The organism is Campylobacter sp. CNRCH_2016_3089, from assembly GCF_025772505.1.
GTDB lineage: Bacteria > Campylobacterota > Campylobacteria > Campylobacterales > Campylobacteraceae > Campylobacter_D > Campylobacter_D lari_D.
In genome coordinates this window covers 94,663-118,978 of the sequence record NZ_JAKMSF010000003.1, presented here as the reverse complement: position 1 = coordinate 118,978, position 24,316 = coordinate 94,663, and the positions used below count along the sequence as shown (strand labels likewise).

Genomic DNA, 24,316 nt, shown 5'->3' with positions numbered 1-24,316 from the left:
TTGTAAGAAAAATTAAGTAAAATACAAATTTATGTTTAAATTTTAGAAGGCTTTAAAATACCATGAAAAAAATTTTCATATCTTTACTTATATCGATAAAACTTTTTGCTATTTCAAGTGTTGAAGAACTTTCTTGGGAGAATGGCAAAACTTTACTTGATTTTTTACAAGATCACTCCATACCTTTAAATTTATACTATAATCTTGATGCTGAAGATAAAGAACTAAGTGCAGAAATTGCAAGTGGTATTAAATACCAAATGTTAAAAGATGATCAAGGAGAATTAGAACAGGTTTTAATCCCAATCAGTGATGATTTACAAATTCATATTTACAAAAACACTGAAAATAAATTCGTATTAAGTTTTACTCCAATTTCTTATACCAAAGAAAAAAGAACTATTCGCGTAGCTATTAACAATTCAGCTTATCAAGATGTTTATGATGAAAGTGGTAGCGTAACCTTAGCAAGAGCTATGGTAAGAGCTTTTAAAAATAGTGTTAATTTTAAAAATGTTAGAAAAGGCGATAGTGTAATATTAATTTATGAGCAAAAAAGAAGACTAGGAAGACTTTTTGGCGATATTAATATCCAAGCAGCTTTAGCTAATATTAGAGGTAAAGAATATTCTGTATTTTTATATAAAGATTCTTATTATAATGCTCAAGGAAAAGAGCTTGAAAATTTCTTTTTAACTAAACCTGTCAAATATACAAGGATTTCAGATCGTTTTACTAGAGCAAGATACCATCCTATATTAAAACGCTATAGAGCACACCTAGGTATTGACTATGCAGCTCCAACGGGTACTCCAGTTAAAAGTGCAGGAGATGGAACGATTAGCTTTGTTGGGACAAAAGGTGGTTATGGTAAGGTTGTACAAGTAAAACACATGTCAGGCTATATGACTTTATATGCTCATCTTAGTCGCTTTGCAAAAATCAAACGCGGACAAAAAGTTAAGCAAGGACAAGTGATTGCTTATGTAGGCTCTACTGGTATGAGCACTGGACCACATTTGCATTTTGGACTTTATCTAAATAATAAAGCAATTAATCCTGAAACTATAGTTAAAATTCCAAAATCAAGCTTAAGTGGAAAAAACAAAGAAGAATTTTTAAAAATGGCAAAAGAGTATGAAAACCGCTTGCAAAGCATTGATGAGAATTATAAAAATCCACCAAAAGAACAAAATATAGAAAATTCTATGGAGCTTTGAGATGATGAATGATTTTTTAGAAGCACAAGAACTTTTAAAAAATACTTTCAAAGATCAAAGTACCTATGAAATCAATGAAGCCTTAAAAACTATTAAAAGGCATAATGAAGAGCTTTATTTAAAAACTCTTAAATCTTTTGATACTTACACACTTGCAAATGTAGCTACTATAACGCCTGAACATATCTTAGAAGATATTTTAGAAAACTTAAGCATTATAAAGATTGCAAAAGCAGTAGAAGAGCTTGAAAGTGATGATGCAACAGACTTAATTAAGCGTTTTGAAGAGCTAAATCCACAAAAAACTTTAGCTATTTTAAACCGCTTAAGTTCAGAAGACAAAGAAGAAATTTTACGCCTTAAAAATTATGATGAAAATACCGCTGGTGCTTATATGCAAACAGAAATTTTCACAGCCTCTATTAATGAAAGTATAGAAAAGGCCATTAAAAGATATAGAATTTTAAAGCATTCAGGACAAGTAGATCAAATTTTTCAAGTTTATATCATAGATAAACAAGGAAAACTTTGCAATGCTATCAACCTAAGCGATCTCTTACTTTGGGATTTTAAACTAAGTTTTGCAGATATTATTAAAAACAACAATGAAAAATATAAATGTTATAGCATTAAAGATCATGAAGATATACAAAAGGCTATTGATATAGTAGAAGATTATGATTTAAGTGTTTTGGCTGTTATAAATGATGATGGAGTGCTTTTGGGTAGAATTACTTATGATGATATTCATGATTTAATCCAAGAAAATGCAACAGAGCAAATTTATAATTTAGCCGGAGTTGATGCAGATGTTGAAGAAGAAAGTGCTTTTAAAGCAGCTAAAGCAAGAGCTTTTTGGCTCATGATTAATCTTACAACTTCATTAATTTCAGCTAATATCATCAGTCTTTTTTCAGGTGAAATAGAACAACTTGTAGCTCTAGCAGTACTTATGCCTATTGTAGCTTCCATGGGAGGTAACACAGGCTCACAAGCCTTAGCGGTAACAGTTAGAAAACTCTCACTCAATGAAGTAGAATTTAAAGATGCTAAAAAAGTTATATTAAGAGAGAGTGGAATTTCTTTATTAAATGGGCTTATATTTGCTAGCGTTATGAGTATTATAGCTTTTATATGGTTTAAAACAGCCCTTTTAGGACTTGTTATAGCTTTGTCAATGCTAATCAATCTAGCCTTAGCCGGTTTTGTAGGCTCTTTTGTGCCATTAACTTTGAAAAAATTTAAAATTGATCCTGCGGTAGGTTCAAGTGTTGTGATTACTGCAATTACTGATGGTTTGGGTTTTTTCAGCTTTTTACTTTTAGCTAAGATGATTTTATTATAAAAAGGAAAATTGTGTCAAGCATTATATATAAAAAACAAAACATAAAACTCACAGGAAATCAACTACAAATTGGCGATAATGCTCCAAAAGTGACTTTAAAAACTAAAAATCTTGCCTCAGTAGAAATAGCACCACCTGGAAAAACTCAAATTTTACTAACTTTTCCTAGCTTAGACACTCAAGTATGTTCCAAACAAGCTAAAGAAACTAACAAAAGATTGGCATCTATAAAAAACATTGAAGTGATTGTTATTAGCATGGACTTACCTTTTGCTATGGATCGTTTTTGTGCGACTGAAGGAATTGATAATATCATAGTTGCAAGTGATTTTGCCTTTAAAGATTTTGGCACTAATTATGGAGTATTAATACATGATAGTATATTTGCAGGATTATTGGCAAGATCAGCTTTTATAGTTAAAGATGAAAAAATAATATACAAACAGCTCGTAAAAGAGCTGATGGGAAAAATTGATTTTAAAGATTTAGAGCTTTTTATACAAAACGATTATCGCTATTCTTTAAATTAACCTTCAAAATTGGTAACTATAAAATCTTCTTTCGGAGCTTCAATAAAGCACGATTTTTCTTTTAAGAAAAGCAAATCCACATGCCCTACAGGACCATTTCTATTTTTACCTATAATAAGCTCAGCTTTTTCTTGCACAGGATTTGGCATAAATTTTCTCTCATAAGTTTTGCCTTCATTTTTGGCTTTATTTTCTCTTTCTTTTTCTTCTTGTTCTCTATAAACCTCATCTCTATATACAAACAAAATCGTATCTGCATCTTGTTCTATGGCGCCACTCTCTCTTAAATCACTAAGCATAGGACGCTTATTTGCCCTACTTTCTAATGAACGATTAAGCTGTGAGAGTGCCACTACTGGCATATTTAATTCTCTTGCTAAAAGCTTTAAACCTCTTGAAATTTCACTCACTTGTAAATGCCTATCATTAAAAGCTGAGTTACTCATCATAAGGCCGATGTAATCAACTACGCAAAGCTCAATACTCTCATCTTGAGCCTTGATTTTGCGTAAAATTGAACGAATGTCTGCTATGCTAGCATAACCACTATCATAAATATAAAGATTTTTTTGCGCATATTCATTACAAGCATCACCTACCCTACTCCACTCATCATCGTTTAAATCTGCGATTAGAATTTTTTGCAAAGGAATGGAAGTTTTTGCACTGATTAATCTTTGCATGATTTGCGTAGCAGGCATTTCTAGTGAAAACATCACAACGCCTTTATTTTGTCTTAGTGTTTTTTCTATAAAATTTAAGCAAATTGTAGTTTTTCCCATACCAGGGCGTGCAGCAATGATTACAAGATCGCCGGGTTTAAAGCCTTTTGTCATTTTATTAAGCTCACTAAAGCCTGTATCAAGTCCTAAAATATCTTTGTTTTCAGCTTCTTTTTGCTTTTTAAACTCATCCATAAGTTCAGACATAACCATAGTCATATCTTTAATACTATTACTATTTACACGGTTTGTAAGATTAAAAATCTCTTTGCCTATTTCATCTGAAATTTGAGAAATGCTTTTATCTTCATTAACCCTTGTAGGTATAGTATAAGCAAAATTTAAAAGTTGGCGTCTAATGGACTTTTCTCTTAATTCATAAGCGTATTTACTTACATCTGCTATGGAAGTAGTAGCTAAAACTTCAGCTAAAATTTGCTCATCTACTTTTTTATGTTTTCTTATAAAACTTGCACTTATAGGCTCACCTGCATTTACACAAGCTAAAATAGCTTTATAAATATCTTGATGAGCTTTGAGCGAAAAATCATTAATCTCAATATCCGAAGAAACACTAAAAAAAGAATCTTCACTATATATACAAGAACTTAAAATTGCCCTTTCAAGATCCAAATCAAAATGCTCATTATTTTGACTCATACACACCCCTAATTATAAATTTGCAAATAAATCAGTTGACAAATATCGCTCGGCTGTATCATTTAACATAGTTAAGACTTTTTTATCAGGGTTTTCTAAAGCAATTTTTCTAGCCATATATACATTTGCACCACTTGAAATTCCTGCCATTATGCCGTTTTTACCAAGTTCTAAGGCTGTATTTATAGCATCTTCATTACTTACACAAACTATCTCATCTATAATTTTTTGATTTAAAATTTTAGGGATAAAATTTGCACCTATACCTTGAATTTTATGGCTTGCAGCGGTATTTTGACTCAAAAGTGGCGAAGATGCGGGTTCTAAGGCTATGATTTTGACATTAGGATTGTGTTCTTTTAAAATTTCTCCTACCCCGCTAATAGTCCCGCCTGTACCAAAACCTGCTAAAAAAATACCAAGATCGGGTAAAGCTTTTAAAATTTCTAAAGCAGTATTTTTTCTATGTGCGTTTTTATTGTTGATATTTTCAAATTGACTTACCATAAATGAATTTGGAATTTCACTCAAAAGCTCATTAGCTCTATCAAGCGCTCCTTGCATGCCTTTACTTGCTTGAGTAAGTTCTAGCTTTGCACCAAAAAAACTCATCATTTTTCTACGCTCAATACTCATAGACTCAGGCATAGCTATGATAAGTTTAAGCTTTAAGCTTGCACAAATCATTGCTAAAGCTATGCCGGTATTTCCACTTGTAGCTTCTATAATGGTTGTTTCTTGATTGATTTTACCTTCATTTAAAGCTTGTTTTATCATCTCCACAGCCGCTCTATCTTTTATAGAATGACTTGGATTAAAATACTCGCATTTAGCATAAAGATTTGGAGCAAATTCTTTTAAAGAAATAATCGGGGTATTACCTATACAATCTAAGATATTATTATAAACTGACATTGTCTTCCTTTAATATTTTTAAAAACAATATCAAAAGAAAATTAATACTTAACTATGAAGAAAAACGCAAAAGTTTTTTAACTTTTGCGCAAAGAATTATTTTTTAGCTTTTTTAGCAGTTTTAGCAGCAGCAACTGCATCTTTAAGGTTTTTACCTACTTTAAATTTAGCAACTTTAGTAGCAGGTACTTTAATAGTAGCACCAGTGCTTGGCACTCTAGCTTCTCTAGCAGCTCTTTCAGCTACAGAAAATGTACCAAAACCGATAAAGCTAATGCTATCACCTTTAGCTAATACATCAGTAATAGTAGCGATTACTGCATCAGTAGCTGCAGTTGCATCTTTTTTAGTTAGCCCAGCAGTTTGAGCAACTTGAGAAATAAAATCTGCTTTAGTCATAAAAAGCTCCTTGATTAAAAATGATTGTTAAGTTTAACACATTTATCAAGCTTTTGCAAGAGGTTTAAACCCAAATCACAAAGAAAAATATGCTAAAAAAATGTTTTTGCTAAATTTATTACCATTTCAGGCTTTAAGTCTTTCATGCATTTGTGGTGTTTTAAAGGGCAGACCTTTTGCATACAAGACATACAAGCTAAATTTAAATGTGCTATTTTAGCATTTTCTTGCCAAGGCGAAGTTTGACTAAATTTAGTCGAGCCAAAAATAGCCACCGTTTTCACCCCATAAACTGCACCTATATGCATAGGACCACTGTCGTTTGTGATGAGCAAATCAAGCATAGAAATATTTTTACATAAAGTATAAATACTAGTTTTACCACAAAGATTTTTTGATTTGATACCTTCTTTTAAAAGAAAATGCTCAATTTCATCACAAATTTCTCTCTCACTTTCTACTCCAAAGATTAAAATTTGATGAGTTGAGCTAAATTCTTTTGCTACCCTTGCAAAATAGCTCGCTTCCCATCTTTTGGCACTTCCAAAATGCGCACCCGGGTTTATACCTAAGATTTTTTGAGTTGATTTTGCTTTTATAGGGAGTTTTAAAGCATTTGAAGTGGCTTTAAAATTTAAGGCTTTTTCTATGAAATTTAAGTATTTTAAGACTTGGTGTTCTTCTTTTAGAATATTTTTATCAAAATAAAATCTTTTTTTTGCTTTGATTAGATTTAAAATGATCTTGCTTGAAAATGCCGAGCGAAACGAAAAAGCTAGATCAAATTTACCAAGGTTTTTTCTAGCTTTTAAAAATTGCCTATATCTTTGCTTTTTATTTTCTACTAAAATTTGAGCATTTTCAAAGCGTTTAAAAAGCTCTGTGCTTACAAAAGAACCATAAAAAGTAAATTTAGCTTGAGGGTATTTTTCTTTCATAGCATAAATAGCCGCACTAGCCATCACCGCATCACCAAGCCAAGTAGGAAGGTTGATAAAAATATTCATAATTTTCCTTAAAAATAAAAGCTATAATTATATCAAAAAATAAAGAGCTAAAATGAGTCAAATTTCCATCATACTACCAACCTATAATGTGGAAAAGTATATTGCTAGAGCATTAGAAAGTTGTATTAAACAAACTTTTAAAGATATAGAAATCATTGTGGTAGACGACCTTGGCAATGATAAAAGTATAGATATAGCTAAAGAATATGCTAGTAAAGATGATAGGATAAAAATCATACATAATGAAGAGAATTTAGGAACTTTTGCTAGTAGAAATATAGGTGTATTAAATTCAAGCTCACCCTATATAATGTTTTTAGATCCTGATGATTATTTAGAGCTTAATGCTTGTGAAGTTGGACTTGAAAAAATCAAAAATGTAGATATGGTAGTGTTTGATGCATATGTACATAGGGTGAAATTTAAGAAATTTTATAGATTTAAACAAGATGAACTTTTTAAAAAAGATGAATTTTTGGAATTTTTACTTAAACAAAAGCATTTTTGTTGGAGTGTTTGGGCAAAAGTATATAAGAAAAATTTGATTTTAAAAAGTTTTGAGCATGTTGATTTTAAAGAAAAACTTTGTTATGGAGAAGATGTGCTTTTTAACTATATAAATTTTATGCCAAGTGAGAGCTTTTTTGTATCGCAAGAATGCATATACCGCTATGAATTTAATGAAAATGGTAGATATGAAAACAAAAATAAAGAAATTTTATGGCAAAATTACCAACATAAAAAGCAAAGTTTAAAATGCATTAAAAAATTAACTAATATTTTTCAATATAAGCATTTTAATGAAAAAATATTAGAAGTTTTAGAAAAAGAAATTTTAGGGTTAGAGAGTAGAGTTTGAAAAAAGTAAAAGTTTTTATCATCAATCTAGAACGCTCAGAAGATAGAAAAAATTTTATGCAAGAACAAATTCAAAAACTCTTCACATACAATCCGGATTTAAAAAATCAACTAGAATTTGAATTTTTTAAAGCCATCGATGGTTCTAAAAATGAACATTTGCAGTTTAAAAACCACTTCCCATGGTGGTGTCAATTTGTACTTGGGCGTGAACTTAGCGATAGTGAAAAATCATGCTTTGCATCTCATTATAGTTTATGGAAAAAATGTCAAGAACTTAATAACCCCATCATCATTTTAGAAGATGATGTCATCTTTAGCGATGAGTTTTTAAACAACTCAAATGTCATTGAAAAATTACTAAATAGTAACTATAAATACATAAGATTTTATTACCTTTTTGATAAAAAAATACACCATTTAAATAATAATTTTTATATAAGTTACGAAAATATTGGTGGCACGCAAGGATATTTTATACACCCAAATGCTGCAAAAAAGTTTATTGAAAAAGCGAGATATTGGTTTAAGCCTGTAGATGATTATATGGATATGTATTATTATAATAAAATACAAAACATTATATATAAACCATTTTTGCTTGACTTAAATCATGTAGAAACTACCATAACACAAAGAAAAAAGAAGCTTAACATACCATCTAAAATTATAAGAGAAATTATAAGATTTTATTTTTCAACTTTAAAAATTATTTATAAATAAAAAATTCTTTGCTTTTAAATGTGCAACTTGCAAGTGATAATTATTAGATTTCTACCAAATAATAAAAACAATCATTCTAAAGCAAAATTATTATATGTATTTATAATTCTATCTTTATTTAACAATTTCTCATCAATCCTTGAATTTATAAGGTAAGAAAATTGATCTTTAAAATCACTTAACAATATCCAATCATTTCGAATTTTTAATTTCCTATGCTGCTTTACAAATGGAAAATGCCAATTGGTTAATTCTGTATGATATATATTTCTTCCTTTTAAACATAATATTTCATATGAAGAAAAATTATCATATTGATATAAATTATCTTTAGAAATTTCTATCCAATCAAATCCATCTTCTACAATCAAAACTTCCTCCCATTTTAATTGATTATTTTTTATAAGCCAGTGATCGGCAACATCAACAAAATAATGAGGGACAATATATACTTTATTATTTTCGACAGCAATATTTAATCTAGCTATACTGACTACATCGTTATCTTTTTTGGGTATATAAAAACTTTTATATAATTTTTTAGCATCATAAATATGATCTACATCTATTTTTACAAGCCATTCTCCTTGAGGAATAAAACTTGCAACATAATTATAATAACTATAAAGTTTATTTTCTTCACTTTGAGGATTTTCAATTTGTACTTCATAAGGGTATTTTACTGGTATAAAAGAAGGGTATTGTTTACAAAATTCCAAAATAATTTCTTCACTTCCATCAGTACAATCATTATATCCTATAACGCCTCTTTGTATTGCAGGCAATATACTTTCTAATGAAGCTCTTAAAGTAATAGCTTCATTTTTGACTCTTATAAAAGCCCAAGGATTTAAAGAAGATTTTGTATCTTTTGAGTTTGGATCAAAGTCAAAATAACCATTATGCCCCCCCATTAATGGTTTTATTAATTTTATAAAAATACTTATTATTGTATGTTTTTATTTTATTTAAAATATTTTTGGGTAACTTAAAATCAGTTTTTTGTAAAGATATGGTTTTATTGTTTAAATTATATCTTATCTTTTTTCTTATAGATTTTATTGGTATAAATATAAGCAATAAATTTATAAATATTTTTCTAAATTTCATATTTTTTAATGTTTCCTTATACATAATAAAATAAAAAGAAAGTATATATGAATAATCCTTTAATTACAATTATCATCCCAATATATAATGCAGCACCTTATTTAAGAGAATGTTTAGATAGCGTAATAAATCAAACTTATAAAGATCTAGATATTATTTTAGCAGATGATGGAAGCTTGGATATGTCTTTGGAATATTTGAATAAAGATGAAAGAATATTTTTAATCTCCAAAGAAAATTGGGGATTAAGTTCTGCAAGAAATATGGGATTAGAATTTATAAAAGGAACTAAATTAAGAGATTTTTTTGAAAACGAAGAAAATATATCAGTTATGAAAAATCAAATAATTTTAAAATAGTATAAAAGAGCTCGTAAAAGAATAAAAAAACTTTACCAAACTTAGTAAAAATATAGTCCAAACAAAGTTAAAAAACATTAATGATTTTATCATTCAAGATTTACCTGATGATATTATTCATTTTTTTAGATTCTGTGATTATTTAAAGCTTAATACATACGAGCTTAGGTTTGAGAAAATTAAAAATATTGATATGAAAACAAAAATAAAGAAATTTTATGGCAAAATTACAAACATAATTAATAAAATACATAAATAAATTTTATTTGTTTTTTAAGTTAATATAAAAATCTTTAAAAAATAAAAGGAGATTTTTGGATAATAATCTAATAAAAGACTTTCAAAGAAAACAAAAATGCATTTTTATACATATACCAAAAACAGCAGGAACAAGCATAGAAAAAGCTATTTTTCAAACAGATAAATGGCTTAGTGGACACATTAAAGCTCAAGATTACATACAAAGTGATCCCAAAGAATTTAAAAATATTTTTTCATTTGGATTTGTAAGAAATCCACATGATAGACTTGTTTCTGCTTTTTTCTATCTTAAAAAAGGAGGTGGTAACATAGAAGATTTGCAATGGTCACAAGAACATATGCGAAAATACAGCTCATTTGAGCAGTTTGTTTTAGATCTAGAAAATATAAAAATTAGAAATAAAATTTTTAATTGGATTCATTTTATCCCTCAATATTGTTTTCTTTGCGATAATCAAAAAAATATATTGGTCGATTTTATAGGAAAAGTAGAAAATATTCACAATGATTTTCAATTTGTTTTATCAAAATTAAACATAAAAAGAACATTAACAATATCCAATCCAAGTAGCCATCGACATTATTTATCATATTACAACAAGACAACTTATAAAATTGTCTACAAGCTTTATCACTACGATTATAAATTATTTAATTATAACTCTGAAGAAGAAAAAATAAAAGAAGATTTTTCTTTTTTCTTTAAAGTTCAATTATTCCTAAAAAAAATATGCCATAATTTAAAATTTTACTTTCATCATCCTAAAAAAATTTTTCAGGATAGAACATGAGTCAAATTTCCATCATACTACCAACTTATAATGTAGAAAAATATATTGCTAGAGCATTAGAAAGTTGTATTAAACAAACTTTTAAAGATATAGAAATCATTGTGGTAGATGACCTTGGCAATGATAAAAGTATAGATATAGCTAAAGAATATGCTAGTAAAGATGATAGGATAAAAATCATACACAATGAAGAGAATTTAGGAACTTTTGCTAGTAGAAATATAGGTGTATTAAATTCAAGCTCACCCTATATAATGTTTTTAGATCCTGATGATTATTTAGAGCTTAATGCTTGTGAAGAATGTATTAAAATTTTAAACAAAAATGGTAAAATAGATTTAATATGGTTTGATTTTTTATATCGTTCCAATAACACTGTAGTAAAAAATAAAATCTTACAAGATAATATTTTTTCTATTAATGAATACTGTCGATATGTAATATCACACGACGGTTTATGCTATTGGACTCTTTGCTCAAAAATAATAAAAAAAGAAATCTACACAAAAGCAATGACTCTTTTAGAATATATTAAAACAAAATTAACCATGGCAGAAGATGCTTTAATGTATTTTTTTATCATACAACATTGTAAAAACATCCAAACAAGCTCTCTTAATATATATTATTATTATCAAAACAGCACAGGTTCCATGCTAACAAATAATAAAGAAAGAATTCAAAACTATATAAAACAAGAAACACAAATCATAAAAATAATGAACAATTATCTAAAAAACAATAAGCTCGACACTCTTTTATGTATTTTCCTTACTATTCTAATACAGAATATCAAATTTGGACAAAACGAAAGAAAAATACAACTATATAAAAAAAATTATCTAACCTACTTAGTATGCTTCAAATTACCCTTAAAAATAAATAGAAAAAGAATTATACTCTTAAAAAAATATCTAAAATTTATCTTTAATAAAAAGTTTTATCAATGAAAACAACACTTTCCATCATCATACCAATATACAATGTGGTACCTTATTTAAAAGAATGTCTAGATAGCGTTGTCAATCAAAGCTATAAACATTTAGATATTGTTTTAGTAGATGATGGAAGTGATGATGGAAGCTTAGATATAGCTTTAGAATATCTCAATAAAGATGAAAGAATATTTTTAATCTCTAAGGAAAATGGAGGATTGAGTTCGGCAAGAAATATGGGATTAGAATTTATAAAAGGAACTAAACTTAGAAGCTTTTTTGAAGATGATAAAGAACAAGATATAATCTCTTTTGCCTCAACTCATACCTTTGACAAAAATACAAAAATAATCAACAAAGAAACTATAAAATCAAATTTTATACAAATTCAAAAAAGATACATAAAAACAAATATAGAAAATATAAATGATTTATTAGTGCAAGAGTTGCCAAATTCTATAATTCACTTTTTAGATTCAGATGATTATTTTTTAAATGATTGTATAGAGCTTTGCGTGAAAGAAATGATTGAAAAAGATTTGGATATTTGTGCGCATGGGTTTGAAGAATATCATGAAGAAAATTCTTGTTTTTTAAAAAAACCGCCAACAGACCTAATACAAAAAAGTAAAAAAATATTTTTTAATACCGGTATAGAGCTATTGCAAGAAAATAACTTTTTTCAGTTTTATTTTGCTTGGCAAGGAACTTTTAAAGCTAAAATTTTAAATCAATATAATCTTCGTTTCACACATGGAATTTATCATGAAGATCATGATTTTGGAACTATATTGTTTTGCTTGGCAAAAAAAGTTTTTTATATCAATACAACCTTAATGATATATAGAATTAGAAAAGGCTCCATAACAAATATCCAAAATACTTTAATACCGCAAAAATTACCTAAATATCTAGAGCCACTAAAAGAGCATTTTAGTGATTATAAAGAGCTTAGAGAATATTTTAGAATTTATTGTCTTGTTAAAATAGCGAAACAATTATATATTTTTAATATTGATATTAAAAATGATTTTTTTAAAAAAAGCATCAAAGATTATTGTATGTATTATTTTAATATGCAAATAGCTAAAGATCCTCTAAAAATCAAAAAAGAAATTATTTTTTTTAAAAAAAATATTGAAATTTATAAAAAATACCTGAAATTCAAAATAATTATTCGTCATCCTAAAAAAATTTTTCAGGATAGAACATGAGTCAAATTTCCATCATACTACCAACATATAATGTAGAAAAATATATTGCTAGAGCATTAGAAAGTTGTATAAACCAAACTTTTAAAGATATAGAAATCATTATAGTAGATGATTGCGGTAATGATAAAAGTATAGATATAGCTAAAGAATATGCTAGTAAAGATGATAGAATAAAAATCATACATAATGAAGAGAATTTGAAACTTTTAAGAGCAAGATATGAAGGTGTTAAAGTAGCAGCTTCACCTTATATTATGTTTTTAGATCCTGATGATTATTTAGAGCTTAATGCTTGTGAAGAATGTGTTAAAATTTTAGATAAACAAAAAGTTGATTTAATATGTTTCAATTATTACGAATGTGATGATTATAAAAAAGAATGGAATTTTTTTGAAAGTGCATTTTATAATAATGAAAATTTTTGCTATTTTTTATTTTCAAGGTATCCTAAATTTAGTTGGAATATTTTCAATAAAATATTGAAAAAAGAGTTATATCTTAAAGCTTTTAATACAATTAGTCTTCAACCAAATGAAAAAAATACTATGGCTGAAGATTTTTTATTGGTTTTACATAGCCTAAAATTTATAAATGCAATTGGTATCACAAAACAATATTTATATAATTATAATATTTCAAATGAAAATTCATCAACTAGGGAAAAAAAAGATCTTAATAAAATTAAATCTTATATCCATGACTTATCTTTTGTTTCAGAAAAAATTTCAAGTCTTACTCAAAATCAAACAAATAAACTTCATTCACTGATTTTTAAAATCGCTATATACGATCTAAACATCCATAAAATAGATTTAACATATAAATACACAAATAAAAATTTTTTTGAAAAAATTTTCCTTAAAATACAAAGAAAAAAAATTAAAATTAAAAAAAATATCCGAATAAAAAATGCTAAAAATATCCTAAAGGAAGCAAATGTATCACATTGTTTTTAGTGCAGATGAAAATTATATTAAATACACAGCTGTTTTGATTACAAGTATTATTAAAAATACAGATAAAAATAAATTTTATCAAGAAAACGAAATATATTATTTTCATATTTTAAGTAATTCTATTAGCAATCATACTAAAAATAAACTTCAAAAATTAGAACAAGAACTTAATTTAACTTTCCCATGTAAAATACAAATTCATATTCAAAACGATGATAATTTTAAACATTATCCTATCAGTGGAGCTGCTCATAGCTCAAAACTTCCTTATTATAGATTAAAATTAAATTCTATATTAGATGATGAAATAAATACTTGTTTATATTTAGATTCTGATATGCTATGTTTGTGTGATATAAGAGAAATTTTTACTATCAACTTAGAAGGAAAAATAGCCGGTGTTGTAGGCGATCCTGGCTCCAAACGTACAAAAATAAAATTTAAAGAAAATAACCAAAAACACACTTTGCATTTTGATGAAAATTATTTTAATTCAGGTTTTTTACTTATCAATCTAAAAGAATGGAAAAAACACAATATAGAACAAAAATGCGAGGATTTAGCTAGCAAATGCTACTACATAAAAGCCGCAGATCAAGACTTACTTAATGCCACCATAAAACCACAATATCAGCTAAAGCTTAATTTTTCATATAATTTCAATATCATTACTCTTTTTTATGCTATATGTAAAGATGAACAAGCAAATAGACTTAACTACACAAGAGATGAATTTACCAAAAGTGCAAAAACACCTAAAATTTTACATTATGGAGAAAAACCTTGGAAATTTTTAAAATCATACACAGATTTGCAAGGTAAAAATATAAATGATTATTGGTGGCAAATAGCAGAAAAAACACCTATTTTTAATGAAGAATTACTTGAACAAAAAGCAAACATTAAAGATTATTTGCTTTATAGTGCTTTGGGATTTGAGCTTTTAAAAGCTATAAAAAGTTTTAATTTTGCAAAAATATCATCTTTAATACATAATACCAAGCAAGATGAGTATTTTTTAGAAAAATCACAAAAGATTAATGATGATATTTTTGGACTTTGTTGCATGCTCGGAGAAAGTATTTTATATGCAAGAAAAAACCAAAAAAACACTTTCAGTGTTTTTTTAAAAGCTATCAAAATGCTCAAAAATTTTAAAAAATACGCAAACAAATCAAGAGTTTAACAACTCTTGCCATTTTTGCATAACTTTTTCTTTAGAGAAGTTATAAGAAATATTTTCTTTTGCACTTTGTCCCATTTGTTTTCTTAAATTTTCATCATCCATAAGTAAACAAAGCTTATTTGCAAATTCTTGCAAATTACTATCCTCGATTAAATATCCACTTTTACCATTTTCTATAATATCACTTGGTCCTGTATTTATGTCAAAGGCAATGCTAGGAATTTGATAATTTGCACTTTCTATTAAAACCATTCCAAAACCTTCCCATTTGCTTGTCATTACATAAACGCTAGCATTTAAATATTCTTTTTCTATGTCTTTAGTAAAAGGTTTTAAGATAATTGAATTTTCTAAATTATTTTCTTTTATTTTATTTTCTATAGTATTTTTAAACTCACCTTCTCCAACTATAGTTAAAGTCCATTCTTTGTATTTTACATTTTTTTGCACAAGCTTCCAAATTTCAATAAGTCTTAAAAACCCTTTTTCATCATTTGCTGTCATACGGCCTATGCTTAAAATATTTTTTTGACTTAAAGTAGAATTTATATCAGACAAATAAGGCAAAAAATTTGGTATAACCCAAACATTCTTATGATATTTTCTCCACTGATTAATTTGCTTGGCTGATAATACCACTAAAGCATCAAAATAATTATTTTTAAATCGATATTTTTTAAAATGATTATGAATAAAATTAATATATTTTGTATTCTTATTTTTAAATAAAGGAAAATGAGGGCAATTATTAAAAATCATCACATCAACATCTTTATATCTTTGTTTTAACAAAAAACTCTCATAATACTTATAATATAACTTATAAAATAATTTTTCTTTTTTTACATCAGCTCTTGATTTACTATGCAAGTAATCTATTTTAATATTGTTATTTAATTCATAAGCTACATCAACTCCTTGTTTATAAAAACTAAAAATTTTTACATCATACCCAAGCTCAAAAAGTGCATTTGCTAAATTTACAACAACCCTTTCGGCACCACCTCCTATAGTGATATCCCCGATAAGTAATAAAATTTTCATTTCCAAGTCACTTTTTTATTTTTTATAGTTTCAAGATAAATTTGATGATTGATTACAAGCATATTTTTACTATTTTCTTCATGGTAAATATGATAAGCTAGGGCATTAAATTTAAGCCTTTTAAACACTCCATTATTAAATAAAAATCTAGCTACAAACTCACTATCTTCCCTACCCCAACCTATAAATTTTTCATTAAATCCCTCAATGGCTTCAAAATCACTTTTATAAAAGCTCATATTACAAGTTTTACTACCTTTAACAAGTTGTGATTTTTTAAAAAAATTCTTAGTTAGTTTTGAAAATTTATATATACATTTAGCTAAAAAAATATTTCTTTGATTTTTAAAACCTTTTTTGTCAAATGCCAAACTAAAATCATTTTTGCTTAAAAGTTCTTTGCTTTCTTTTTCATTTAAAATAGTTCTTGAACCTTGCAAGATAGTCTTTAAACTAGCAAATTTTAAATGATCGCTAATGAAGTTTTTTTCTAAAATCATATCACCATCAATTAAAACAATATATTCGCTATTAGAAGCATTAATTGCCTTATTGCGACTTGCCGCAGCACGAAATCCCTCATCTTTTTGCCAAATATGCTCTAACTTACATGGAAAATCTTTCTGATAAGCTTGTATAAGTTTAGCCGTATCTTCCCTGCTTCCATCATCAGCTATTAAAACCTCATCTGGTAAAGGCTCTAAGTTTTTAACGCTATCAAGCACCAAAGCAAGCCTTTCTTTTTGATTATAAGTTGTGATGATTAAAGCACAAGTTTTTGGCTTTTGTTTTTTTAACTCATGCAATTTCATATATTTAAAAAAAGCTCCAAGACCATTACAAGTACTTATGATAAAGCCTTTATAACCATAAAAAATTCCCTTTTTTAAAGCATAATTTCTAAAAAAAGTCCAAATTCCTCTTAGCAAAGCTTTACAAACACTACTTTCTTTATGTAAATTTTGCAAAGCCCAAAGTTTGGAGTATTTTTGAAGTTTATCTAACAATCCATCGATATCATCAAAAGCAAAATGCCTCAAACCATTTTGCAGTTTAATCTTTTTACTGTCTTCGTGCAAAATCAAACTCTCATGCACCAAATTTTCATTAAAACTAGTATGAGTTTTATTAAACACACGCATTACATGATCAGGCCACCACCCACAAGCTTTAATCCACTCTCCATTGTATAAATTTTCTCTTGGTAAGGCTATGATATCTTCTTTATTAGGCTCAATTTGCTTTAGTTCTTGTAAAAATTCTTTCTTAGCAAGCTCATCTGCATCAATATTAAAAATCCAATCATTACTAGCATAACTTATAGCTAAATTTTTCAAAGGTCCAAAACCTATAAATTCATGCTGATAAATCTTGATATTTTTATAACCTTTACTAAATTCATAAGCAATTTTCAAAGTATCATCATTGCTACCATTTTCTATCAAAACGATCTCGCCAAATTCTTGCAAAGACTCCAAGCAAGCTTTTAAAGTTTTTTGGGCATTTTTAACCATCATTATCACACTAATTTGCTTTAAATCCATTTTAAATCCTACAAATACAACTCATGATTGTATCTTTTAAACCTCTTATGAAAGAAAAAATACTCATCAGGTTTAAATTTAATCATCTCTTCGCAACATTTTGCTTGGTATTTGGTAAGCTCTTCTACACTTGCCTTACTTGCATCTAAGGCCTTAAAAGTTTTTACAAAAAATTTTTCATCTTTTTGATACACAAAACAAGGCAAAATCATAGCATTTGTTTTTTTTGCAAGCACGCTTGCACCTGCTATGAAATTTACCTCTTGATCAAAATACTGTATTTTTATACTTTCACTATCTACTGCATCTTGATCAGTTAAAATTCCAAGAGACTTGCCTTCTTTTAAGGCTTTTAGCATTTTTTTAAGTCCGCCTTTTTTTTCTATAAGCTCTATGTTAAACTGCGTGCGATTTTTGCTTAAAATTTTATCCATTATCACGCTATCAAGTGCTCTTCCAACTATGGAAATTCCTTGAAATTTAGCTCCAAAAGACAAAGCCAAAAGCTCCCAGTTACCATAATGAGCCGTAATTACGATCAAGGGTCTTTTACTTTGCATTATATTTAAAATTTGCTCCTCATCATCAAAGCAAATTTTATTGATGATTTCCTCTTTGCTTGCATTTTGATTTTTGATAAAATCAATCCCAAATTTAGCAAAATTTTTATAGATATTAAGACTAGTTTCATCACGCCATTTTTGATCTTTTTCAGGAAAGCAAATTTTTAAGTTTGTGTCAATGATTTTGCGGTGTTTGTGATTAAGCCTATAAGTGATTAAAGCAACCAAATTTGCAAAAGAGTTTAAAAGCTTTGAAGGTAAAATCTTCACAAGAGCTTTTAGTATATAAAAAAGGCTTAGATATACATAATTTATCATTTTTCTAAAAGCTCACAAGCAAGTTTAAAAATATCTTTTTCATCGATATTTTGTATGCAAAAATCACTCTTATCTATATGTTTTGAATGCAGTATTTTTTTACCTGCATTGATTGTTTTGTTGATATTTGTTTCATAGGTATTTCTTTGACTAGGAGTAGCACCAAAAATCGTTATAGAAGGCTTGTTTAGTGCAAAGGCCAAATGAGTAGGCCCACTATCATTTCCGATAATCAAATCACTTGCCTTAGTTAAAGCACAAAGCTCACTTAAGCTTAATTTTGGCGCAAGTTCTATTTTCAAATGCTTTAAATTTAAAACTATATCTTTAGCAAAATTAAACTCATTAACATTGCCCCAACCAAGCATGATTTTTGCACTAGTAAAATACTCTAAAAGCATTCTACAAAGTAGTATCAAACGCTCTTTTGGGTAAATTTTATTAGGCATAGATGAGCCTACATGTATGAGTATATTTGGCGCACTTTCACTTAAAGAAAGCCTTTGTTCTAAGCTTTCTTTTAACTCATCATCTACGCTAAAACAACTTTGTTTTAACTCTATATCGCTATGATCAAAATGCTCATTTAATACATAAGCTACCAAAGAAAGATTACGCACGATAATATTTTCTTCATAATTACACGCAAATTTATGCGTATAAAAATTGCTCGCAAAGCTCTCTTTTATGCTTTCTTGATCAAAACCAAAGGTATTAGCACATAAAAATTTACTCACTAAAGCAGATTTAATCAAACCTTGCAAATCAATCACAACATCATATTTATTTTGCCTAGCTTCAAAAAGCATAGCAAAAACTTCTTTGAATTTTCTATCTTTTAAAGGCAAGGCATATACTTCATTGATCATTGGATGATCTTGCAATAATCCTGCAAATCTTGCATCTACAAACCAATCAATACTCGCCTTAGGATAATGCTTTTTAATAAATTGTAAAACAATTACTGCATGGATGATATCTCCAAGTGCGGATAATTTAACCAAACCTATTTTCATATGCTACTTTATTTTTAAATTTTCTGTTATGATTTTAACAAAGATTTTTTTAAAAAAAGGTTTATCATGCAAGAATATATTTGCGTTTTTGATTGTGAGAGCATTCCTGATGTAGAATTGATAAAACATCTTTATGATTTTAATGGCGATGATTTAAGCATTAGCAAGCAAGCTTTAGAAAGACAAAAAGAAGAAAGCGGAAGTGAATTTTTACCCCTGCCTTTTCATAAAGTTGTAAGCATTTGTGCAGTGATTGCAGATAAATTTGGAAATTTCATCAAAGTCAATAAAATCAAAGGCGCAAACGAAAAACAAATGCTAGAAGAGTTTTTTAACTTCATAGACAAACACCAACCCCGCCTTGTAAGTTTTAATGGTAAAAGCTATGACATGCCTTTGCTTGTTATAAGAGCATTAAAATACAATATCAACGCAAGTGCTTATTTGGACGCAAGCGATAAATGGAATAACTACAAAAGCAAATTTGTAGAAAATAAACATTGTGATTTATTAGAATCTTTAGGAAGTTTTGGTCAAAAAGGCTTAAGACTTGACACGCTTTGTGCTATGGCAGGACTTCCTGGAAAATATGATGTGCATGGAAATGAAGTATTAGAACTTTTTTATCAAAACAAATTAGAAAAAATTCACGAATACTGCGAAAGTGATGTGTTAAATACCTATATGCTATTTTTAAAATACGAACTCATTAAAGGTAATTTAACCCAAGAAGATTATCTTAATATTTTAGAAAATTTCAAAGAAGAACTTTTGCAAAAACATAGCGATAAAAACTATCAAAAGCCATTTTTAAAGGCCATAGAAAAAGAAAAGAGCAAGTTTTAAATTAATTAAGAAAAGTATATTAAAATAACTATTATTAAATATCACAAAAAGGATAAAAATGAAAATTTTAATCACCGGTGGCGCAGGATACATAGGCTCTCATACTTTAAAACAATTTTTAGAAACAAATCATGAAATTTGTGTATTGGATAATCTTTCAAAAGGTAGCAAAAAAAGTTTGGATGAACTTTCTAAAATCAGACCTTTTAAGTTTTTTGAGCAAGATTTAAGCGATTATGCTGGGATTAAAAAACTTTTCAAAGAGGAAAAATTTGATGCGATTGTGCATTTTGCAGCTAGCATTGAAGTTCCTGAAAGTATGGAAAATCCTTTAAAATACTATATGAACAATACCGCAAACACAAGCAACTTAATCCAAACTTGTTTAGAAACAGGTGTGAAAAAATTCATTTTTTCTTCAACCGCAGCTACTTATGGAGAGCCACAAACTCCTATCGTAGATGAGCAAAGTCCATTAGCACCGATTAATCCTTATGGACAAAGCAAACTAATGAGCGAAAAAGTCCTACAAGATGCTAATATGGCAAATCCTGAATTTAAATATTGCATTTTAAGATACTTCAATGTAGCAGGTGCTTGCATGAGTTATCCTATAGGTCAACGCTATCCAAAAGCTACTTTACTTATCAAGGTTGCTGCTGAAGTAGCCACAGGAAAAAGAGAAAAGCTTTATATTTTTGGCGATGATTATAATACTAAAGATGGTACTTGTATTAGAGATTTTATCCATGTTGATGATATTTCAAGTGCACATTTAGCTGCTTTAGAATACCTAGAAAACAATGAAAGTAATATTTTCAATGTAGGCTATGGACATGGCTTTAGCGTAAAAGAAGTTATTGAAACTATGAAAAAAGTAAGCGGGGTGGATTTCACAGTAGAACTTGCACCAAAAAGAGCTGGGGATCCTTCTGTGCTTATTTCAAATGCTGATAAAATCAAAACCCTAACTAATTGGAAACCAAAATATGATAATTTAGAATTAATCTGTAAAAGTGCTTATGAGTGGGAAAAACAGTGTTAAAAAAACTTTTTTTCATACTCAATGCCCATGATAAGAAATTTTTATTTGCTTTGCTAATTTTTTCTATTTTTATAGGATTCATAGAAAGCTTTGCTATTTCTTTGATCATGCCTTTTGTATCAGTGGCGAGTAATTTTGAGCTTTTAGAAAAAAGCTCCTATTTTCAACCTGTATATGAGTATTTAAATTTACCAAGTTATAAGATTATTGCTTATTTTGGCTGTATATTAATCGCCTTTTATATTTTTAGAGCCTTTTTAAATGCCTTTTATTTTCATTTACTTGCGCGTTTTTCTAAAGGGCGTTACCACAGCCTTGCTTGTCGTATTTTTGATAAATACTTACACCTTGAATATGAGAATTTTACTAATAAAAATCAATCAGAACTTTTAAAAACCATCACTCAAGAAGTATTTCATTTAAGCACTTTAATTAGTGCTTTTTTACTTATGCTAAGTGAAAGCTTTGTGGTGTTTTTACTTTATACTTTATTGCTAATTATCAACTATAAAATCACCCTAGCTTTAAGTGCTTTTTTACTTTTAAATGCTTTTATTTTGATTAAAATCCTCTCACCCTTGGTAAAAAAAGCTTCCATAGCTAGAGAAGAGGCGATGAAAAATTATTTTGAAATTTTAAATGCAAATTTAAACAACCTTAAAATCATCAAACTCAAAACCAAAGAACAAAGCACACAAAAGCTTTATGAAATTCAAAGTGGGCTTTTTGCCAAAGCAAACATTAGCAATGAAAGCATGTCAAGCATTCCTAGAATTTACCTTGAAGGTATAGGTTTTTGTATGCTTTGTTTTATCGTGGTGTATTTAGTTTTAAGATATGAAAGTGATATTTCATCTATCTTAGCAACCATTACTATTTTTGTGGTGGCTCTTTATAGGCTTATGCCAAGTGCTAATCGTATCATCACAAGTTATAATGAAATCACATATTATAAAAACTCTTTAGATATTATTTATAATATGCTCAATGAAAAAGAAGAAAAACTAGGCGATGAAAGTATTGAATTTAAAGAAAAAATCGTTTTGAAAAATCTTTTCTTTGCTTATAAGGGTAAGAAAAATTTATTTAAAAATTTAAATTTTGAGCTTAATAAAAATGAAAAAATCGCTTTTATAGGTAAAAGTGGAAGTGGTAAAAGTACTTTAGTTGATCTTATCATAGGACTTTTAAAACCAAGCGATGGAGCTATTTTTGTAGATGGAATTAAGCTTGATGAGAGCAATATAAAAAGTTTTAGAAGTAAAATTGGCTACATACCTCAACAAATTTATCTTTTTAATGATTCTATTGCTAAAAATATTAGCTTTGGAGAAGAAGTAGATGAAGCGCTTTTACACAAAGTGATCAAACAAGCTAATCTTGAAAGCTTTGTAAATTCACTTGAAGATGGAGTGCATACTAAGGTAGGTGATTCAGGTTCGTTTTTAAGCGGGGGTCAAAGACAAAGAATAGCCATAGCAAGAGCACTTTATCAACAACCTGAAATTTTAGTTTTAGATGAAGCAACTAGCGCTCTTGATCAAGAAAGCGAAGCAAAAATCATGGAAGAAATCTATAAAATTTCAAAAGACAAAACTCTCATCATCATAGCCCATAGGCTCTCAACCATACAAGGTTGTGATAGAGTATTTGAAGTAAAACATGGGCATTTAAAGGAACAAGTATGAAAATCACTTTCATCATAGCTACTTTAAATTCAGGCGGTGCTGAAAGAGTATTAGTCACTTTAGCTAATGAACTTTGTAAAAATCATGAAATAAATATTATTAAATTCCACAAAGAAGACTCTTTTTACAAGCTTGAGCCAAAAATCAAACTTTTTACCCTAGAGCAGTTTGACTTTTCCACTCTTTATAATAAAATAGCCTCACGCATTAAAAAATTCAAAGCCTTAAAACAAGCACTTAAAGACCACAAAAGCGATGTTTTTATCTCATTTTTAGATACAACTAATATTGCTTGCATTTGGGCAAACAAAGGTTTAAATACACCTTTAATCATTAGCGAACATAGCTCTTATACTTATTTAAAATCTAAAATTTGGAAGTTTTTACGCCGTATAAGTTTTCCTCATGCAAATGCTTTAACCGTGCTAAGTAATGATGATAAAAATTACTATGAAAACTTTGTTAAAAAAGTTATCAATATGCCAAATCCTTGTCATTTTAGCCCTATTAAAGAAAATTTAAAAAAAGAAAATAATGTCATTTTCGTAGGCAGACTTGATCATAATAAAAATGCTTCTATGTTTTTAAAAGCCATAGCAAGGCTAGATACAAATTTACAAAAACAATACAACTTTTTCATAGCAGGCGATGGAGAATTAAGACAAGATTTAGAACAAGAAGCCAAGAATTTAAATATCAAAGTTAATTTTCTAGGTAAAGTTGAAAATATGCAAGAGCTTTATAAAAAAGCAAAAATAATCTGCCTTTGCTCTTTCATAGAAGGCTTGCCAACAGTTTTACTTGAAAGTTTATATTATCAAGTAGCGCGCATTAGCACTAAATACACAAGCGGTCATAAAGATTTAATTGATGATGGAAAAGATGGATTTTTAGTAGATTTAGATGATGAAAAAGCTTTAAGCGAAAAACTCGCACTTTTAATGCAAGATGAAAATTTAAGAAAAACACTAGCGCTTAATGCACAGCAACGATGTAAAGATTATGAAGTGGCCAATGTAGCACAAAAATGGCTTGATTTAATCAAAGAAGTAAGGGTTTAA

At 28.1% G+C, this 24,316-nt stretch carries 23 protein-coding genes and 1 pseudogene; 15 read left to right on the top strand and 9 right to left on the bottom strand.

Going from position 1 to position 24,316, the window contains the following annotated elements; all coding sequences use genetic code 11:
• Window positions 1–62: 62 nt before the first annotated feature.
• Genes L8W69_RS02930 through tpx form a run of 3 tightly spaced genes read left to right on the top strand, consistent with a single transcriptional unit; the run spans window position 63 to window position 3,095 of the window.
• The gene (locus tag L8W69_RS02930) at window positions 63–1,220 is read left to right on the top strand and encodes a M23 family metallopeptidase (protein WP_263666406.1); all 1,158 of its coding nucleotides are present in this window, start codon (window positions 63–65) and stop codon (window positions 1,218–1,220) included.
• A gap of 1 nt (window position 1,221) precedes the next feature.
• Window positions 1,222–2,565 (top strand): magnesium transporter, encoded by a 1,344-nt coding sequence (gene mgtE, locus L8W69_RS02925; RefSeq protein ID WP_263666405.1) that lies wholly within the window; start codon window positions 1,222–1,224, stop codon window positions 2,563–2,565.
• 11 nt (window positions 2,566–2,576) lie between these two features.
• Window positions 2,577–3,095, top strand: a complete 519-nt coding sequence (gene tpx, locus L8W69_RS02920) for a thiol peroxidase (protein WP_263661219.1) — start codon at window positions 2,577–2,579, stop codon at window positions 3,093–3,095.
• Here tpx and L8W69_RS02915 read toward each other — a convergent pair.
• From L8W69_RS02915 to waaF, 4 genes are all read right to left on the bottom strand, one after another.
• Entirely contained in the window at window positions 3,092–4,477 is a 1,386-nt protein-coding gene (locus L8W69_RS02915; RefSeq protein WP_257938844.1) for a replicative DNA helicase, read from the bottom strand. The genes tpx and L8W69_RS02915 overlap by 4 nt on opposite strands.
• A 12-nt stretch (window positions 4,478–4,489) precedes the next feature.
• Entirely contained in the window at window positions 4,490–5,392 is a 903-nt protein-coding gene (gene cysK, locus L8W69_RS02910; RefSeq protein ID WP_263664830.1) for a cysteine synthase A, read from the bottom strand.
• Window positions 5,393–5,488: 96 nt separating this feature from the next.
• A complete protein-coding gene (locus L8W69_RS02905; protein ID WP_039619003.1) occupies window positions 5,489–5,791 on the bottom strand; it encodes an HU family DNA-binding protein in 303 nt (100 codons plus the stop codon).
• 92 nt (window positions 5,792–5,883) lie between these two features.
• Window positions 5,884–6,798 carry a lipopolysaccharide heptosyltransferase II gene (gene waaF, locus L8W69_RS02900; protein ID WP_263666404.1) on the bottom strand — a complete coding sequence of 305 codons (915 nt, stop codon included), beginning with the start codon at window positions 6,796–6,798 and terminating at the stop codon, window positions 5,884–5,886.
• Window positions 6,799–6,850: 52 nt separating this feature from the next.
• Between waaF and L8W69_RS02895 the strand changes: the two genes are divergently transcribed.
• Window positions 6,851–7,657 carry a glycosyltransferase family 2 protein gene (locus L8W69_RS02895; RefSeq protein ID WP_263666403.1) on the top strand — a complete coding sequence of 269 codons (807 nt, stop codon included), beginning with the start codon at window positions 6,851–6,853 and terminating at the stop codon, window positions 7,655–7,657.
• Window positions 7,654–8,379 carry a glycosyltransferase family 25 protein gene (locus L8W69_RS02890; protein WP_263666402.1) on the top strand — a complete coding sequence of 242 codons (726 nt, stop codon included), beginning with the start codon at window positions 7,654–7,656 and terminating at the stop codon, window positions 8,377–8,379. The genes L8W69_RS02895 and L8W69_RS02890 overlap by 4 nt, the downstream gene beginning before the upstream one ends.
• Before the next feature lie 71 nt (window positions 8,380–8,450).
• Here the strand turns inward: L8W69_RS02890 and L8W69_RS02885 are convergent.
• Window positions 8,451–9,489 (bottom strand): annotated as a pseudogene (locus tag L8W69_RS02885) (beta-1,4-N-acetylgalactosaminyltransferase).
• 47 nt (window positions 9,490–9,536) lie between these two features.
• Between L8W69_RS02885 and L8W69_RS02875 the strand changes: the two are divergent.
• From L8W69_RS02875 to L8W69_RS02850, 6 genes are all read left to right on the top strand, one after another.
• A complete protein-coding gene (locus L8W69_RS02875) occupies window positions 9,537–9,848 on the top strand; it encodes a glycosyltransferase family A protein (RefSeq protein WP_263666399.1) in 312 nt (103 codons plus the stop codon).
• Window positions 9,849–10,162: 314 nt separating this feature from the next.
• Entirely contained in the window at window positions 10,163–10,900 is a 738-nt protein-coding gene (locus L8W69_RS02870; protein ID WP_263666398.1) for a sulfotransferase family protein, read from the top strand.
• Window positions 10,897–11,850, top strand: coding sequence for a glycosyltransferase family 2 protein (locus L8W69_RS02865; RefSeq protein ID WP_263666397.1), 954 nt, complete (start codon window positions 10,897–10,899; stop codon window positions 11,848–11,850). Before L8W69_RS02870 ends, L8W69_RS02865 begins: the two co-directional genes overlap by 4 nt.
• On the top strand, window positions 11,847–13,049 hold the full coding sequence (locus L8W69_RS02860; RefSeq protein WP_263666396.1) for a glycosyltransferase family 2 protein: 1,203 nt from the start codon (window positions 11,847–11,849) through the stop codon (window positions 13,047–13,049). The genes L8W69_RS02865 and L8W69_RS02860 overlap by 4 nt, the downstream gene beginning before the upstream one ends.
• Complete coding sequence (locus L8W69_RS02855; protein ID WP_263666395.1) at window positions 13,046–14,005, top strand: glycosyltransferase family 2 protein; 960 nt, start codon at window positions 13,046–13,048, stop codon at window positions 14,003–14,005. The genes L8W69_RS02860 and L8W69_RS02855 overlap by 4 nt, the downstream gene beginning before the upstream one ends.
• Complete coding sequence (locus tag L8W69_RS02850) at window positions 13,986–15,191, top strand: glycosyltransferase family 8 protein (RefSeq protein ID WP_220567213.1); 1,206 nt, start codon at window positions 13,986–13,988, stop codon at window positions 15,189–15,191. The genes L8W69_RS02855 and L8W69_RS02850 overlap by 20 nt, the downstream gene beginning before the upstream one ends.
• Here the strand turns inward: L8W69_RS02850 and L8W69_RS02845 are convergent.
• Genes L8W69_RS02845 through waaC form a run of 4 tightly spaced genes read right to left on the bottom strand, consistent with a single transcriptional unit; the run spans window position 15,180 to window position 19,676 of the window.
• On the bottom strand, window positions 15,180–16,235 hold the full coding sequence (locus L8W69_RS02845; protein ID WP_263666394.1) for a glycosyltransferase family 4 protein: 1,056 nt from the start codon (window positions 16,233–16,235) through the stop codon (window positions 15,180–15,182). The genes L8W69_RS02850 and L8W69_RS02845 overlap by 12 nt on opposite strands.
• Window positions 16,232–17,779: a glycosyltransferase family 2 protein gene (locus tag L8W69_RS02840; RefSeq protein ID WP_263666393.1), complete on the bottom strand. Its 1,548-nt coding sequence runs from the start codon at window positions 17,777–17,779 to the stop codon at window positions 16,232–16,234. The genes L8W69_RS02845 and L8W69_RS02840 overlap by 4 nt, the downstream gene beginning before the upstream one ends.
• 8 nt (window positions 17,780–17,787) lie before the next feature.
• The gene (locus L8W69_RS02835; RefSeq protein WP_263666392.1) at window positions 17,788–18,660 is read right to left on the bottom strand and encodes a lipid A biosynthesis lauroyl acyltransferase; all 873 of its coding nucleotides are present in this window, start codon (window positions 18,658–18,660) and stop codon (window positions 17,788–17,790) included.
• On the bottom strand, window positions 18,657–19,676 hold the full coding sequence (gene waaC / locus L8W69_RS02830) for a lipopolysaccharide heptosyltransferase I (protein ID WP_214116235.1): 1,020 nt from the start codon (window positions 19,674–19,676) through the stop codon (window positions 18,657–18,659). Before waaC ends, L8W69_RS02835 begins: the two co-directional genes overlap by 4 nt.
• A gap of 66 nt (window positions 19,677–19,742) precedes the next feature.
• On the opposite strand from waaC, the gene L8W69_RS02825 reads away from it, so the two are divergent.
• The 4 genes from L8W69_RS02825 to L8W69_RS02810 are packed head-to-tail and all read left to right on the top strand — an operon-like array spanning window position 19,743 to window position 24,316.
• Entirely contained in the window at window positions 19,743–20,522 is a 780-nt protein-coding gene (locus L8W69_RS02825) for a 3'-5' exonuclease (protein WP_263666391.1), read from the top strand.
• Between the two features lie 58 nt (window positions 20,523–20,580).
• Window positions 20,581–21,567, top strand: a complete 987-nt coding sequence (gene galE / locus L8W69_RS02820; protein WP_012661952.1) for a UDP-glucose 4-epimerase GalE — start codon at window positions 20,581–20,583, stop codon at window positions 21,565–21,567.
• The gene (locus tag L8W69_RS02815; RefSeq protein ID WP_263662223.1) at window positions 21,561–23,255 is read left to right on the top strand and encodes an ABC transporter ATP-binding protein; all 1,695 of its coding nucleotides are present in this window, start codon (window positions 21,561–21,563) and stop codon (window positions 23,253–23,255) included. Before galE ends, L8W69_RS02815 begins: the two co-directional genes overlap by 7 nt.
• Window positions 23,252–24,316: a glycosyltransferase gene (locus tag L8W69_RS02810; protein WP_263666390.1), complete on the top strand. Its 1,065-nt coding sequence runs from the start codon at window positions 23,252–23,254 to the stop codon at window positions 24,314–24,316. The genes L8W69_RS02815 and L8W69_RS02810 overlap by 4 nt, the downstream gene beginning before the upstream one ends.